Source organism: Haloferax sp. KTX1 (genome assembly GCF_902410085.1).
Classification (GTDB): domain Archaea; phylum Halobacteriota; class Halobacteria; order Halobacteriales; family Haloferacaceae; genus Haloferax; species Haloferax massiliensis.
The window spans coordinates 298,511-313,925 of the sequence record NZ_CABPRH010000003.1 but is presented as its reverse complement, the minus strand read 5'-3'; the positions used below and the strand labels follow the sequence as shown (position 1 = coordinate 313,925).

The following is a 15,415-nucleotide window of genomic DNA, read 5'->3' as shown; positions in this document are numbered from 1 at the left end:
TCTATCGCCCGCGTTCCGATTGAATCGCACCGCGCAAACCGACTCAGTCGGTCAGTCCGTGCGTTCGCCGTTCGACGGCGGGGCCACTGTCTATCGCGCACAGTGATGGATTTGAACTCGGCGCTCCGCCGCACGGACCCTCGATCCACACCGCACCGCTCTGCGACTGGGACTGCGATTAAGTTCACGTGAATTCACGATAGTGGACACGCCGACGTCGACGACCGCAGTTTCGACAGGATTTGCGTCTGTTTGCGGATGTTTGTCACACGAGAACGCTGTCGGTATCGGTCGGTCGCGTCTGGTATTACCGGACGGCGCGTCCCGCATGCGTAACAAGCAATCTGGTCGTTACCACATCGAACACCGAGTGGGTACAGATTATACGGCACCAACCGCTGTGGACGCCGACGCTACTCAGGAACTGTCTCACGGAACGGAACGGAGACGTAGAACCGGTTGGTTGCATCAATGGACGGGTGTCCCAAGCCGACGAGTCCGTGTGCTAGCGGCAGGATATGGACATCGATGGAGAGGTCCGTACCACGGATTGGTTCATGAATCCAAACGTTTATTATAGTTACTTACAACGTACATTACGTATGCCAAATAGTGACATTCGGGATTCCGGAGAGCGGAGTACAAAAACGGGGCGACGGGTGACCCGTCGTAATTGGATCCAGATGGCCGGCGCGACCGGCGTCGCTGCGCTCGCTGGGTGTTCTGGTGGCGGTGACGGCGGCAACGGCGGCAGCAACGACGGTAGCGGTGACGGTGCCACGGCAGGTGGCGACGGTGGGATGACCACCATCGAGTACTGGCGCTGGCCTCACTCAACCGAGCCGTCGAACACCGGCGAGGACGAGATTGTGCAGGCGTTCAACGAGGGTCCCGGCGCCGAGCAGAACATCCGTGTCGAGCAGGTGACCAACCCGTTCAACGACCACAACCAAGCCCTACGGACTGCGATCGGCGGGAACGATGCACCAGCGATCGCGTGGACATTCCCGGCCCAACTGTACGACTACTCGGGCAAAGATCGGTCTACGATCGAGGAGAACGCGCCGTTCGCCTTCGTCGACCAGTACATGGAAGACAGCTTCCGGAACCAGTTCTGGCAGCCCTTCTGGGACTGGCAGGAGTCTCGCTTCGGTGGCCTCGTCGGTGTGCCGTTCATCTCGGCAATCCAACCCGGACTCATGTACGTCAACGTCGACGCGTGGGAAGCCGCAGGCCTCGGGGAACTGCCACAGGATAGCTGGAGTTACGAGGAGTACCTCAACGCCGCAGAGCAAATCGACGGCACTGAGGTCAACGGGACCTCGGTCAACGGCGTCGGTGTCGGACTCGGCGACGCTGTGTCGGCGGCGCAGTGGGACGCGTATCTCGAACAGCTCTCGCGGACCGCCGGGAGCCTCATCGGCTCCGGTTACCTGAACGAAGACGACGAGTACACCCTGACGCTCGCGTCGGACCCGGAGGTGGAAGCGTGGAACACGTTCTGCGGGATTCCAATCGCGAACGGCTGGACTAACAACCCCGGCGCGTACACCCGTGACGGGATTCAAGACCCCTTCTCGGCCGGCCAGATCGGACTGCTCCCCCACGCGACGTTCTCGCGTGTCGAGTTCTCTCAGGCCGACGTGAACTTCGAAATCATCCCCTTCCCGACTAAGGACGGCAACGACAACATGCCGGTCTATGGTGCCGGCGGATGGGAAGTGATGTTCTCCGCGTTCAGCGAGAACGTCGGCGGCCAGCCCGAAGAGGCATGGGAGTTCATCAAGTTCCGCAACAACGCCCGCAACCAGTACAACTGGTTCAACACGTCCTCGCAGACCGTCCCGAACCAGGAGGCCTACCAGATCATGCAGGACGAGGGCGTGTCCGACTTCGTTGAGTCCAGCGGAGGGCTTGACGTCATGGACCGAACGAACGAGGCGATGAATCAGTACGCGGCACAGCAGGAAGCCATCAAGAGCCGCTACCCCGATATCAAAGTGACCGAGGCGGGGTCGCCCGTCACGACCGCACCAAAGCTCGTCGGCAGCGGCCGCGTCCACGAGGCGGTCGGCGGCGCGCTTCAGCGCCTCAACCAGAACGGCAATCAGAACGTCGAACAGATCTTCACCGATGCCGAAAACACGTGGGCAGATCTCATCGCGGACTCTGACGATGCCGCGTTTGCGGAATCCAGCCGTGGATACAACAACCCGACCCCTGGAGCCAGCCCGCTCTAGACGGTCGGCTTGTAGTCACTCTCTGGTTTGACTGACGTCAGTTCCCGAGTCGAGATTTCACAGGTATTCAAGAAGAGTTCGTCCCCGTTTTTCGCCGACGAGTTACGTACTGTCTGTCGTCGACATTCGTTCGTGTATGGACAGTCGTGTCCTCCTCGTCGTTCAGTGATACCCGACCCAACACGGCGAGCGTATCGTCTCCCGCTGCCAATAAAAGATCTCTCGATTTCTGCTACTCGTCACCACCTCGCAGGCACTACCGTCATCGGGTCGCTGTGAGAGCGCGCCACCGCCGCGACCGCTCGTTCGAAAGTGGGACCAGGGGGCGCGTCAGTTCTCGACGATGAACTCGAACGCACCAGTGCCGATCTCGACGAGGAGGTCGTCCTCGGCGGTTTCGACCGAGCGGATGCCGTCGGGTGCGCCCTCGGAGAGCGGAATGCCCGACTCGGTGACTTCGAGTCCGGCGGCGTCGGGGAGCCGAACCGTCGCAGCGCCGTTCCACGGGACGGTCACACGGCAGTCGTATCCTCCATCGGTCCGCTCCCAGGCGACTTCGAGGTTACCAGCTTGCGTCTCAAGCGCGGCGTCGACCCAGTCGAGGTCATCGACCATCGACGGTGCGACCGTCACGTGGTCTGTGACCGGTTCGTCACCCAGTTGGATTCCGGCGAGCACCTCGTAGAAGAACTCCGAAATGTGGACGAACGGAGAGTGGTTGAACGAGTTCATCCCGTCACCGATACGGGTGTCGCTGTCCCAGCGCTCCCACATCGTTGTCGCACCGTTGCGGGCCATGTACACCCAACCGGGCCGTTCGGGTTGGGTGACGACCTCGTAGGCCAGTTCGTCGTAACCATGGTCGGCCAGCGTGTGAATCAGCGGGCGCGTGCCGAGGAATCCCGTTTTGAGCTTCCCACCGTCGCTCTCGACCTTCTCGGCGAGGTTCGCGGCAACCTGCTCGACGTGTTCGTCTGGAACCATCCCGAGGAACAGAGGAACGGAATAAGAGGACTGTGTTCCCGGTCCGTACTCACCCGCTTCGGGGTCGAAGAAGCGGTCGTTGAACGCGGAGGCGATGTGCTCGGCGCGCTCGCGGTAGTTCGCGGCGTCGGTGTCGTTACCGAGCACGCTCGCAATCTTCGCAAATGTATCGGTGACCTGGTAGACGAACGCCGTGTTGAACAGGTCGTGGGGGAGTCCCACACGTCCGTCCGTGTTCTCGAAGGCCAGCCAGTCGCCGTACTTCCCGTAGTCGTCCGGAACGATTCCATCGTCGGCGACGCCAGTCCAGTAGTCGACGTACTGGCGCATTCCCTCGTACTGCTCGTTGAGGATTCCCTCGTCACCGTCGTGGCGGTAGAGATACCACGGAACCATCACGCGCGTAATCGACCACGTCGGGTCCGCAGGGTCCTCGAAGGCCTTGTTCGGGATGACGTCGGTCACGTAGCCCATGTCGGCGGCGACGTCGTCGTGGTCGCGGGCCCACTTCTCGTCGAAGCGGACGGCGTCGAAGTTGAACAACAACGAGCGCGTCGAGATGTGGCCGTCACCGGTCCAACCGAAGCGTTCGTCGCGCTGGGGGCAGTCCTCCGGGATGGAGTGCGTGTTACTACGCAGTCCCCAGACGGCGTTGTGTTGAAGCTGATTGAGGTCGTCGTTCGAACAGCTGAACTCACCGCGGCGGTCCATCGCCGTCGAGACGACCTTCGCCGTGACGGCGTCGGGGTCGAACTCGCCGGGATGGCCCGACACCTGCGCGTAGCGGAAGCCGTGATAGGTGAACCGCGGCTCGTAGGTCTCGTGGCCGTCTCCGCGGGCGACGTAGATATCGGTCGCGTCGGCGGTTCGGAGGTCGGTCGTCGAGAGGTCTCCCTCCTCTGTCAGGACCTCCGCGTGGCGCAGGACTATCTCGTCGCCTTCGTCGGCACCGTCGATAGCGATTTCCAGCCAGCCGGTGAAGTTCTGACCGAAGTCGAGAATCGGCCCCTCCGGGTGGTCGTAGACCTCGATGGCGTCGAACGTATCGACGACACTCATCGGTTCGATTCGCTCGGGTCGAAGCGTCCCTCCCGGTTCGCCGACGACGACGGCTTGGTCCCAGTTCGAATCGTCAAAGCCGGCAGTCGCCCATCCGTCCTGTTCGCGCCGCGCGTCGTAGTGCTCGCCGTCGTAGATGTCGTTGTCAAGCAACGGGCTCTCCGTAGCCTGCCAGTTGCCGTCAGTCGAGAGCGTCCGGGTGCGTCCGTCCTCGAACTCGATAGAGAGCGTCACGCGAGCACGTGGCGACCCATCGGCGACCCAGTAGGCCCCCTGCTTGGCAAACCACCCGCGACCGAGCCACAGCCCGATTGCGTTCTCGCCCTCCGAGAGCTGTTCGGTCACGTCGTGGCTCGAATAGAGGACTCGCTTCTCGTAGTCGGTCCACGCCGGGTCGAGCTTGGCGTCACCAATCTGCTCGCCGTTGACCGACAGTTCACCGTAGCCGACAGCGGCGGTGTGAATCCGCGCCGAGGCGACTGCCTCGTCGAGGACGAACTCGGTTCGTAACTGCGGTGAGGACGACGCCATCCGCGACTCTGTATAGCCGTTCACGAGGTGGTCGCGTCCCCACGTCTCCGCCTCGACCGTCGAGGAGGCGGACACGTCGGCGCCCGCGGTGAGATCTTCGTCGCCGTCACGCACTGTGAGTCCGGCGAGCGCGAAACACTGCCACGTTCGGGCAGCTTCGGTCAGGCGGTCACTACCACCGCTGTGTACCGGCGTGTCCACCTGCTGGGACGCTTTGACTTCGTACAGGTCCGTCGCCGTGACACGAACGTACCGGCCGCTCGCGTCGAGGCCCTGGTGCGTCTGAACCGTCGCCTCGCCGTCTTCGGGTGTCCCGTCTTCCACTTTCTGTTCCTTCTCTTCGAGCGTCGCTTTGACGACGACTTCGGCGTCCTCGAACGCGGGGTCGTCACTCACCTCGACACGGTAGGAGGCGGGGAAGCCGAAGCCGTCCAGTGGGTTCTCGGACCACGATAGCGTGACCGCGGTCTCGTCGGGCGTTCGAATGACTGTGACCGGGTTCGTGGGGTGGAGCGCGACCTCGGACACGTTGGTGCGGTCGCCGAGGTCGAGTTGAACCCACTCCTCGCCGTCGTCGCCCGAGAGATGCCACTGGCTCCGCCAGCCGTTCGTGTCACCTCCGTCGGGTTGGTGGGAAATCCACTCGCCGTGCCAGTCTTCCGGTCTGAGGGCGGTCCCGAACTGAACAGGGTCGGCCCAGTCGCTCTCCCCGTGTTCGGTCCAGACCTTCACAGACCAGTAGTAGGTCTCGTCAGAAGCCAAGGATGGGCCCTCGTAGACGACATCCGTCGCCGTACCGGACTCGACGGTACCTGAATCCCACATGGCGCCCTCACCCTCGGACACCACCTCCAAGTCACGACCGACGACCAGTCGGTAGGCAGTCTGTGTACTGTCTCGCGCGTCGGTCGCCAGTCGCCAAGCGAATCGGGGTGGCCGTACCGGGTCGACGTTGACTGGAGACTCCTCGTACTCGACGCGAAGGTCGACCGGTCGCTGCAACTGCTCGTTTGCGGACATGGTAGTTACCACCATTCCAGCCTTGTTAAATCCTTCCACACTGTCTGTGGGTGTCGATACTGAGCCAACAACGATTCGACACAAAACAGCGTTACCGTTGCGTCCATCCCGCCCGCAGAAAAGAAACAGAGGCACCAGTGAGGCGTTCCCCTCGGTAGTTAGGCTTCCGTGCGCTCCGCTCCGGCGTCGACCTCGTTTGCGGGTTCCCCGTTCGGTGGGGCACCGCGCGTGATGAGCGAATCACCACTGTTCGGGTCGAACACGTGGATTTCGCTCTGCGGGAACGATATCTGTATCTCGTCGCCGGGTTCGATTTCCGTGTTGCGGTCGACGCTAATCGTCGCCTCATTGCCAGCGATTTCGGTGTAGAGGTATGTCACGTCGCCCAGCGGCTCGACGACGTTGATTTCGACGGTGAAGCCGTCTTCTCCATCGACGTCTTCCTTGCTCAGAATCTCCTCGGGACGAATCCCCATGACGAACTCCGACCCGGCGCCGGTCAACTCGTCGTCGATTTCCTTCGAGACGTGTACTTGGAAGTCATCGGTCGACAGTGTCCCGTCGTGGAGTTCGACGTCGAAGAAGTTCATCGAGGGTGAACCGATGAATCCGGCGACGAACTGGTTCTCCGGCTCCTGATAACATTCTGCCGGCGTGCCGATTTGCTGGAGTTCGCCGTGGTTGAGGATGGCGATTCGGTCGCCCATCGTCATCGCTTCGGTCTGGTCGTGCGTGACGTAAATCGTCGTCACGTCCAGTTCCTGCTGGAGGTCCTGAAGCTCGGTTCGCATCTGGGTCCGGAGCTTCGCGTCCAGATTCGACAGCGGCTCGTCCATCAGGAACACTTCGGGGTCGCGGACGATGGCACGGCCGAGTGCGACGCGCTGTTGTTGCCCACCGGAAAGCTCACCGGGCTTCTTGTCGAGCAGGTCCTCGATGTCCATCACCTCGGCGGCGTTTACGACGCGGTCGTCGATTTCGTCGTTCGATAGTTCTGTCGTCATCCGAAGCCCGAACGCCATGTTCTCTCGAGCGGTCATGTGTGGGTACAACGCGTAGTTCTGGAACACCATCGCCATGTTCCTGTCTTTCGGTTTCCGCTGGGTCACAGGTTCGCCGTTGAGGACGATTTCGCCGCTCGTGGGCTGTTCTAACCCCGCAATACAACGAAGCGTCGTCGACTTCCCACACCCAGAGGGGCCGACGAGAATCAGAAACTCACCGTCGGCGATGTCGATATCGATGTCGTCGACGGCCACAACGTGTTCGCCACCCACCTCTCCGAACTCCTTTCTAAGCATCTCTAAGTTAAGCTCTCCCATGGATGTTGGACTCATGCCTCCCCCGTGCATTAAGTTTTTTCCCATTTCGGAGTTACTAGTCACCTTCGACGACCTGACTCTGCCGACGAAATGGGGCCGCACCCACGGGGCGCGGAATTCCGACCGCCTCCGTTCGGGATGTTGGCGCACGTCTCTTCGATCCATCCGCCACCGTGATGTAGACGACGAGCGGGGGACGTTCGCGCTTCGGCAGGTAGAGGTCAAGTTTCATCTTGCGGCCACCGCGCTCGGTGTAGGTGACTCCCTCGTGAACAGTGACTTGATCCATGCTATCACGAAATAGGTCGGCCTGATTACAAAAAGATACGCGAACTCTCCACCCCCATTCAACGCGGGATGTACCCACGATACGTCACTGACTCACCGTTGATAGCCGCGGTTTACGACACCCGAAGAATGGTGTGGAGAAAAAGCCCGACGTCGCTCAGCCCTTCAGGCCGCCGAGAACGAAGCCACGGACGTAGTACTGCTGCATCGAGACGAACAGCACGACCATCGGGATGAGCGTCAGCGCCGCGGCGGCCATGAGCGGTGCCCAGAGCGTGCTGACCTGGCCCTGGAAGTAACCCAGCGCGACCGGGAGGTTGTACAGTTCCGCGTCACGTGCGAGCACCAGCGGCCAAAGGAACGAGTTCCAGACCGTGATGAACGTGATGATGCCCAGCGTGACGAGTGCGGGCTTCATCATCGGCACGACGATACGCCAGAAGACCCCGAAACGGGAACAGCCGTCCATCAACGCCGCGTCCTCCAGCGAAGAGGGGAGCGTTTTGATGAACTGGCGCATCAGGAACACCCCGAAGCCACTGATCGTGTGTGGGAGGATGATACCCAATCTGGTGTTGACGAGACCGAACTCGTTGAACATCAGGTACACCGGGATGAACAGAATCATGGGCGAGATCATGATCGTCGCCAGCACGGCGGCAAAGGTCACGTCGCGCCCCGTGAACTCCAACCGGGCGAACGCGTAGCCCGCCAGCGAGTCGAAGACGAGCACGACCAGCGTCGCGCCGCTCGCGTACAACAGCGAGTTCAGGAAGAACCCGAAGAACCCGCGGTCGAGGAGGGCCGTTCGTCCAAGCCAGACGTCAACGTAGTTGATGAAGCTCCACGTCTCGGGGATGACCTTCGGCGGTACGACCGGGAGCCAGCCGTTCCCCATCATCGAGACCGAAATCATCAGCAGGTACGGTCCCGCCGTGAATGCAGCGATGACGAACAGATACACGTGCGCCCCGAAGCGCTCAAGTTTTCCCTTCGTCGTATCGGGATTCTCGAAGATGGTCTCGTGATCGGAACTCATCGGTGGGCCTCCGTCTCTCGATGGCTGTGTTTCTGGTGGCAGTTCATTGGTAGTACTCCGCGTTGCTCTGCAGTGGTTTGTAGGTCGCCAGTGCGATGAGCGCAGTGACGATGAACATCAGGATAGCTGCGGCCGCAGACTGGCCGAAGCTGTTGTATCGGAACGCCAGCTGGTAGATGAAGTACGACGGGACCATCGTCGCGTTGAGCGGACCACCCTGCGTCATCACGAACACCGCACCGAAGCCCATCCGCAGCACCAGCACGAGCTGGATGACGATGAGGAAGAACGTCGTCGGTTTCATCAGTGGCCAGATGATATAGCGAACCTTCTGATACTTGTTAGCGCCGTCCATCGCGGCTGATTCCATCACCGACGCTGGAAGTCCCGCCAACGCAGCCATGTATATCAGCATCGAGAGCCCGAAGCCCCACATCTGGGACATGATGATGGAAGGGAGTGCGAACGTCGGGTCCGAAAGGAAGGGAACGTACGAGCTTATCACACCCAATTCGAGCATGATAGCGTTGATTATCCCACCCTCGTTGGGGAACAAGACCAGTTTCCAGACGATCGCCCAGATAATCGGCGGCCCAGACACAGGGACGAGGAACGCCACACGGTAGAGCGTACTCCCTCGGAGTTTCTCCCTGAGCAGCAGTGCCGCCGAGAAGGAGAATATGATATTCGTCGGGATGACGATTCCCGCGAGAAGAAACACGTTTCTCAGCGAGGTCCACCACACGTCTTGTCCGAGCACCCACACGTAGTTCTCCAGTCCGATGAACTCTCCCGGGAGGTTCACGAGATTAGAGTCGGTGAAGCTCAGATACACCGCAAACGCCATCGGGAACCCAATGACGAACAAGATGATTGCGAGCTTTCCCAGCACGAACGCCCATCCCTCGATGAGCTCCTGCTGTCTTAGCGAGAGGTTGTCGACGCTGAACCGCGATTGGTCTTTCAGTTTATTGATATCTATTGAACTCTCCTGTGACTCAGAGGCCATCGGTGAACCACCCCTGTTGCCTCACATCTGGTTCGAACGCGAGACGTGGAAAACCGACAGTTACCCTCGTGTTGAGTACCCAAGACGTGCCGTCTAGGCCTTCCGGCGGTGCAGCGTTGCAAACTGCCATATAGTGACGACCAACGGAGTTTGGTATGATAAATGTTTGCATTCTTGACTTGCGAGACGAAGACGATTCGCGGCCGAAACCCTCTGAGACACCGGTAATCGGCATATTCAGATTTCGCACGTCCCGTGCCACCACAACTCACGCGCGTGTCAAGTGGACACGCTTCACAGCGGGCTCGCACAGCGTCTTGACGAACGTCAGACTCCGTTGTCTTGGTTGGATTCGCTCGGATTTTGTCTGCTGTTGCGACTATTGGGCGCCGATTTTTCCGCCATCATCGGAAATTGACTCTCTACCGAGAAAATCCCAAATCATTGATTCATGTTCAATGATAGTTATGGTTATGGGTTCAAATTCTGTCTGGGGCGTGAGCTAGGATACTAATTCGGTTTAGAGTAGTGATTTATATAGGTCTATTTTTCACAACAATTCCGCTATCGCCGGAAACAAGCAAACACAGCGCGACTCATTACAGAGATACGTATGTAATCTCTCCCACGAATGCGCGAAGCAACCTCGTGACTGGGAGAGATGGATGTTGAGAGCTATCCGACGATGACGGAACTATTGATCCAAATACGGCCTCGAGAACTGGTTCGCCTCGGTGGTTCTTTTCGGTCTAACACGGCTATTGTTTGAGATGCAGTCTATTATTTCCGGTAGGAAAAGTACAAAACGGTGTCCCGTGAGAGAGTAGTCACGAATGTCGCCCGACATATCTTCGATAGTCGACAAACTCACACTTGCAGAGAAGATTCAACTGCTTCGCGGAACCGTTGATCCAGATGGGAAAGCCACGGGGTTTGTCGCTGGAGTCAGCAGACTCGGCATTCCGCCGTTGCGCATGGTCGATGGACCACTTGGTGTTCGAGCGATGAACGAACGGGCGACGGCATTTCCCGCATCGATTGCGCTCGCCGCCTCGTGGAGGCCGTCACTCGGTCGTGAGTTCGGGAAGGCACTCGCCAGAGAGGCCGCCGTTCACGGTCAAGACGTCGTCCTCGCTCCCGGGGTTAACATCCAGCGAGTACCGCTCGGTGGGCGGAACTTCGAATACTACAGTGAAGACCCCCACCTAGCCGCACGAATCGCTGTCGGAACTATCGAAGGTATCGAGTCCGAGGACATCGGGGCGATGGTCAAACACTACGTTGCAAACAACCAAGAGACGAATCGGTACGAAATCAGTGCCGAAGTCAGCGAACGGGCCCTGCGAGAAATCTACCTGCCGCCGTTCCGGGCAGCGGTGCAGGAGGCAGAGGTGACGTCGGTGATGACTGCGTACAACCGGGTGAACGGCGTTCACATGAGCGACCACGCGTACCTACTCACCGATGTACTGAAAGGCGAGTGGGGGTTCGAAGGGTTCGTCACCTCTGACTGGTGGGGCACGCGCAGTACGGTCAAGGCGGCACGTGCCGGCCTCGACATTGAGATGCCCGGTGTCGAACCAGAGGAGTTCGTCCCGGACAGCGTCGACGCGGAGAATTTACCCGAGACGTTCCCACCGGTTCCCGAGGCCACGGCGCTGTTTGGTGAGCCGCTCCGGGAGGCCGTTGAGGCTGGTGACGTAGACGGTGCGGTCATCGACGACAAAGTCGAACGGGTTCTCCGGGGGATGGACTCGATCGGGTGCTTCGACGAGCGACCCGACGGTGCAGTTGATACACCGGGCCACCGAACACTCGCCCGAGATATCGCCACACAGGGCGCAGTCCTGCTCGAAAACGACGGGGTGCTACCGCTGGAAGACGCGGATTCGATTGCGGTACTCGGACCGAACGCAGACGCCGCGAAAATCGGAGGCGGGGGGTCATCGGAAGTTTCTGCGTTCACCCAAACGTCGCCGGTCGATGGGCTCAGTTCTCGTGGGGTGGATGTCACCTTCGAACGAGGAATCCCGTCGATTACGGAGTCGACGTTCTTTAACGAGACCGACGACGCCGAACGCTCCGAGACGAGCATCGACGTTGCGGTTGACGCTGCCGCCAAGGCAGACTGTGCCGTCGTCGTCGCACAGGACGATGCCACAGAGTTCGTCGACCGGGATGGACTCGAACTCCCCGGCCGTCAGGACGAACTCATCGCTGCCGTGTCCGAGGTTGCGGAACAAACTGTCGTCGTCCTCCGGACGAGCGGTTCGGTGACCATGCCGTGGCTTGATTCCGTCGACGCGGTACTCGAAACGTGGTATTCTGGACAGGTAGACGGTGAGGCGGTAGCTGACCTATTGTTCGGAGACGCCGAACCGGGTGGCAGACTCCCGATGACGTTCGGGCGCTCAGCCGAGGATTATCCAATGGATGATGAGGCGAGGTTCCCTGGTCTCGACGACGAGGTTCGGTACGACGAAGGTATCTTCGTCGGTTACCGCCACTTCGACGAACACGACATCAAACCGCTGTTCCCGTTCGGACACGGACTCACCTACACGACGTTCGAGTACGGCGAGCCATCACTCACGGAACACGCAGACGAGATCTCCGTAGAGATACCAATCCAGAACACGGGGACTCGCGAGGGAACAGACGTCGTGCAAGTGTACGTCGAGAAGTCCGCTGCACCAGTCCCGACGCCAAAGCGCGAACTAGTAGCGTTCGAGGCGGTGTCGGTAGAAGCGGGTGAGCAGGAGACGGTAACGGTGACGCTGGACCACTCCGACTTCGCATATTTCGACGAACGGGAAGGATGGACGGTTGTCCGCGGTAAGATGACCGTTTCTATCGGCCGGTCTTCTCGGGACATCCGTCTACAGACCGAGATAAGTATCTGAAGCACCATTACTGTACGAAAGTAATGGTATGACACCCCCGGCCCGTTCATGATACCCTCCGTTGACGCGCTCATAACGACGAAATGAGATACCTCCGTCACAACCGGTTGATTCGGACCCGTTGTATTCAACTATAGTAATCGTTAGAACTTTTTACTCAAAATCTCTTGCAAGAGATAATGAACCATCTTGACGAGATTTCCGTCGAGGAATTGCAAGACGCTCTCGACAACGTGGACGGAAAGAAGCCGACACAACGGCTCTTAGCAGCTATCGCGTACAAGAACGGTGTCACGCAGACCGAGCTAGCCCAGTGGTACGATGTTCAACGCCGGACGATCTACAGCTGGCTCAAGCGACTCGACACCAACGAGTCGCTTGAGCAAGCCGTTTCTGATGATAAACGAACTGGAAGGAAGCGAAAACTTTCAGAAACACAGCAAAGCGAATTTCAAGAGACCGTCCACGAACCTCCTGAAGAAGTCGGGCTCGACGCGCCGGCGTGGACGCCGGCGCTTGCCCAAGACTTTCTCGAGGAAACATACGGCGTCGAGTATTCAATCCCGAGTTGTCGGCGGTTGCTGAAAGAAGCGGGATTGAGCTATCAGAAACCACGCCGGAAAGCCGCCGAAGCTGATGAAACCGAGCAAGAAGCATTCTACGAAGAACTCAAAAAAAGCGGCGGGAGATGGACGCCACCGTAGTCTGTATCGACCAAACCAAGAAATCCGTGCAAGTTGAGCCGCGTGCCGCGTGGTTTCCGCGCGGCACGCGGCCCTCCGTCGAACTCTCTGGCCAACGCGACTGGACGTGTCTGCTGGGTGCGATCACCGAGGACGGTGATCGCTTCTTCTCACGATTCGAAGAGTACGTTACCGCTGAACACGCGAAACATTTCATTTTAGCACTATGTAAAGAATTTGAAGATGACTTGCTCGTGGTGCTGGACGGGGCGCCGTATTTCCAAGCGTCGGCCGTCACGGACCTAGCGGCCCGTGACGACCTCGCATTCGTGACACTTCCATCGTACTCGCCGGAGCTAAACCCGGTCGAAGAGTGTTGGAGACAGCTGCAAAAGGCTCTTAGCAACCGCTTCTTTGACTCGCTCGATGAGCTAACAACAGCGATCGACACCGCTCTCGACAAACTCTCTGTTCCTAAAGTGAGTAACTACTTCTAGTGCCTACTATAGGCCCTTTGATACTAATTCCTGAGCGGCAGGTCCCGTTGAAACCCTCAGTCGCGGATGGTTTGCTGACTCGATGAGAAATCAGCTATCCAATCAGAGCGTGGATCAACTTTGGGAGAGTAAGACCTGAAATCGTTCCCAAGGAATTGATTTCACTCCGACCTCAGCGAATCGACTGTTAGATACTACGACCGCAACTCCCGACACCGGGACAACGTCCGCACTGTTGGGCTGTACCTCAAAGAAAATCGGAAGATGGAGGGTCTGCCGGTCGCGACCGGTGAGCCGGAGTTCGCGAATACTCGACTCCCCCGGTCGATGATGACACGATCGTCGCCGCGCCGGCGTCGCGAGCGCCCCACGAAGTGCTTGAGGTCGCCCCCGACGCGCCGGACCACGTCGTCCGCGGCGCGTATCGCGATCTCCTGCAGGAGTGCCACCCCGACAAGGGCGTGTCTCGCGAGGAGTTCGTCGAGTTACAGGACGCGAAGGAGGCGATGCTCTCGTGATCAGCGGAAGAGAACCACGCCCAACCTAGTGCTAATTCGACTGGTCGATTGAGCGCAACAATTGTATAAGACCCGTTACAAGAATCCTACAACAAGGACATAGACTGATGGTCATCTCATTCAGCAACGATATCGCCTGGAGACAGCTAGTCGACCATGGTGAAGTCGTGACGTTCAGAAAGAGTAGGCGGAAAAACCCGAACGGAAAGACATGGTGCAACCGTGGAAGGGGGCAAACAAAGGAATTCGACGTCGTCATTGAGGAGATTGGCCAAGCAAAACCGATACACTCCCACCTCGAAGACTACGTGTCTCTGAGCGGATTTGACGACTGCTACGATTGGATTCGGGCAATCGAGAGTCTGAATGGCAGTAAACCCGAGTTCGGCTGGCTGTACCGCGTGAAGCCCGTACCCGGTACCGAACTACCCTCACTTGCGAATCCCGTATAGCTGAAACCTGCAAAACATTAATTATCGTAACGTTTCATCCTGATAGCATTATGCCAGAGAGGGAACGGTGTCTCTTACTGTGCATGGCGTACCCGGACTACAGTCAAAAGTACGGTGCGACCGTGTGCATGGCAGGGATCACAGAGAGTGGGGACCTCCGTCGAATCTATCCAGTCCCGTTCGATACGTTTCGAGAGGTCGGGTTTAAGAAGCGGAGATGGATCGAGTACGACCTCCGTGAGAAGGGCGATTACAGAAAGGAGAGTTACAAGATCGATCCAGATTCGGTCACAGTACACGATTTCGAATCGTACGAGGACGTCCGCGACCGACTCGAGGAACGAGCTACTACGATTGACGAGTTAAACCGTCGGAAAGAAAAAGACGAGACGTCGCTTGGCTTCGTGAAACCACAGCCGACCGACTTCGTAATCAGCGAAGACGAGGATCGTGCGAAGCGCTCAAAGAAGTACAAGCAGCAGACGACGCTGACTGGCGCGAACATGCCTGTTGAAGTGCTCCCACACATGCTACGTTACCACTTTAATTGCGGAGAGGGCTGCACGACAGATCACGAGATCATGTGCGAAGATATCGAAACTGGTCAGCTCTATCGAAGGATGGCTGATAAGTACGACTCACTCGATGTGATCGAAGAGAAGATGCGAACAAGGTTTGTCGACTGGATGATGGAAAACAGGGACTTGTATTTCATGATGGGGACCCACTACAGTTGGAAGACCTGGTTAGTAATCTCCGTGTTGTATCCAGAGGCTCGTGTAGACCATGACCTGGAACAGTGGATGTGAGTGATCTCTTGGGTCCTGGATAAACAAGCGACTCCACAGAGACTGACACTTCGCAAAGAAA

The 15,415-nt window shown here is 58.6% G+C and carries 10 protein-coding genes; 6 read left to right on the top strand and 4 right to left on the bottom strand.

Annotated features, from left to right (window positions below):
- The first annotated feature begins 602 nt into the window (after nt 1–602).
- Entirely contained in the window at nt 603–2,240 is a 1,638-nt protein-coding gene (locus FY251_RS07670; RefSeq protein ID WP_187367369.1) for an extracellular solute-binding protein, read from the top strand.
- A 330-nt stretch (nt 2,241–2,570) separates the two neighbouring features.
- On the opposite strand, the gene FY251_RS07665 is transcribed toward FY251_RS07670, so the two are convergent.
- From FY251_RS07665 to FY251_RS07650, 4 genes are all read right to left on the bottom strand, one after another.
- A complete protein-coding gene (locus tag FY251_RS07665) occupies nt 2,571–5,834 on the bottom strand; it encodes a family 78 glycoside hydrolase catalytic domain (RefSeq protein ID WP_148414180.1) in 3,264 nt (1,087 codons plus the stop codon).
- A 158-nt stretch (nt 5,835–5,992) separates the two neighbouring features.
- On the bottom strand, nt 5,993–7,156 hold the full coding sequence (locus tag FY251_RS07660) for an ABC transporter ATP-binding protein (RefSeq protein ID WP_148414179.1): 1,164 nt from the start codon (nt 7,154–7,156) through the stop codon (nt 5,993–5,995).
- 445 nt (nt 7,157–7,601) lie between these two features.
- Nucleotides 7,602–8,483, bottom strand: coding sequence for a carbohydrate ABC transporter permease (locus FY251_RS07655; RefSeq protein WP_148414178.1), 882 nt, complete (start codon nt 8,481–8,483; stop codon nt 7,602–7,604).
- 43 nt (nt 8,484–8,526) lie between these two features.
- Nucleotides 8,527–9,492, bottom strand: coding sequence for a carbohydrate ABC transporter permease (locus FY251_RS07650; RefSeq protein WP_148414177.1), 966 nt, complete (start codon nt 9,490–9,492; stop codon nt 8,527–8,529).
- Nucleotides 9,493–10,325: 833 nt separating this feature from the next.
- Here FY251_RS07650 and FY251_RS07645 point away from each other — a divergent pair.
- The 5 genes from FY251_RS07645 (at nt 10,326) to FY251_RS07625 (ending at nt 15,354) form a co-directional block, all read left to right on the top strand.
- Nucleotides 10,326–12,395 (top strand): beta-glucosidase, encoded by a 2,070-nt coding sequence (locus FY251_RS07645; RefSeq protein WP_148414176.1) that lies wholly within the window; start codon nt 10,326–10,328, stop codon nt 12,393–12,395.
- A 179-nt stretch (nt 12,396–12,574) separates the two neighbouring features.
- Nucleotides 12,575–13,575, top strand: a protein-coding gene (locus tag FY251_RS07640) for an IS630 family transposase (protein WP_148414175.1) whose coding sequence is annotated in 2 segments (ribosomal slippage) — nt 12,575–13,067 and nt 13,067–13,575 — 1,002 coding nt in all. Because the reading frame shifts where the segments join, the coding sequence is not laid out codon by codon here.
- Between the two features lie 374 nt (nt 13,576–13,949).
- Nucleotides 13,950–14,093 carry a J domain-containing protein gene (locus FY251_RS07635; RefSeq protein WP_255516634.1) on the top strand — a complete coding sequence of 48 codons (144 nt, stop codon included), beginning with the start codon at nt 13,950–13,952 and terminating at the stop codon, nt 14,091–14,093.
- Between the two features lie 107 nt (nt 14,094–14,200).
- Nucleotides 14,201–14,545: a hypothetical protein gene (locus tag FY251_RS07630; protein WP_148414173.1), complete on the top strand. Its 345-nt coding sequence runs from the start codon at nt 14,201–14,203 to the stop codon at nt 14,543–14,545.
- An 83-nt stretch (nt 14,546–14,628) separates the two neighbouring features.
- A complete protein-coding gene (locus FY251_RS07625; RefSeq protein WP_148414172.1) occupies nt 14,629–15,354 on the top strand; it encodes a hypothetical protein in 726 nt (241 codons plus the stop codon).
- The last annotated feature ends 61 nt before the right edge of the window (nt 15,355–15,415 follow it).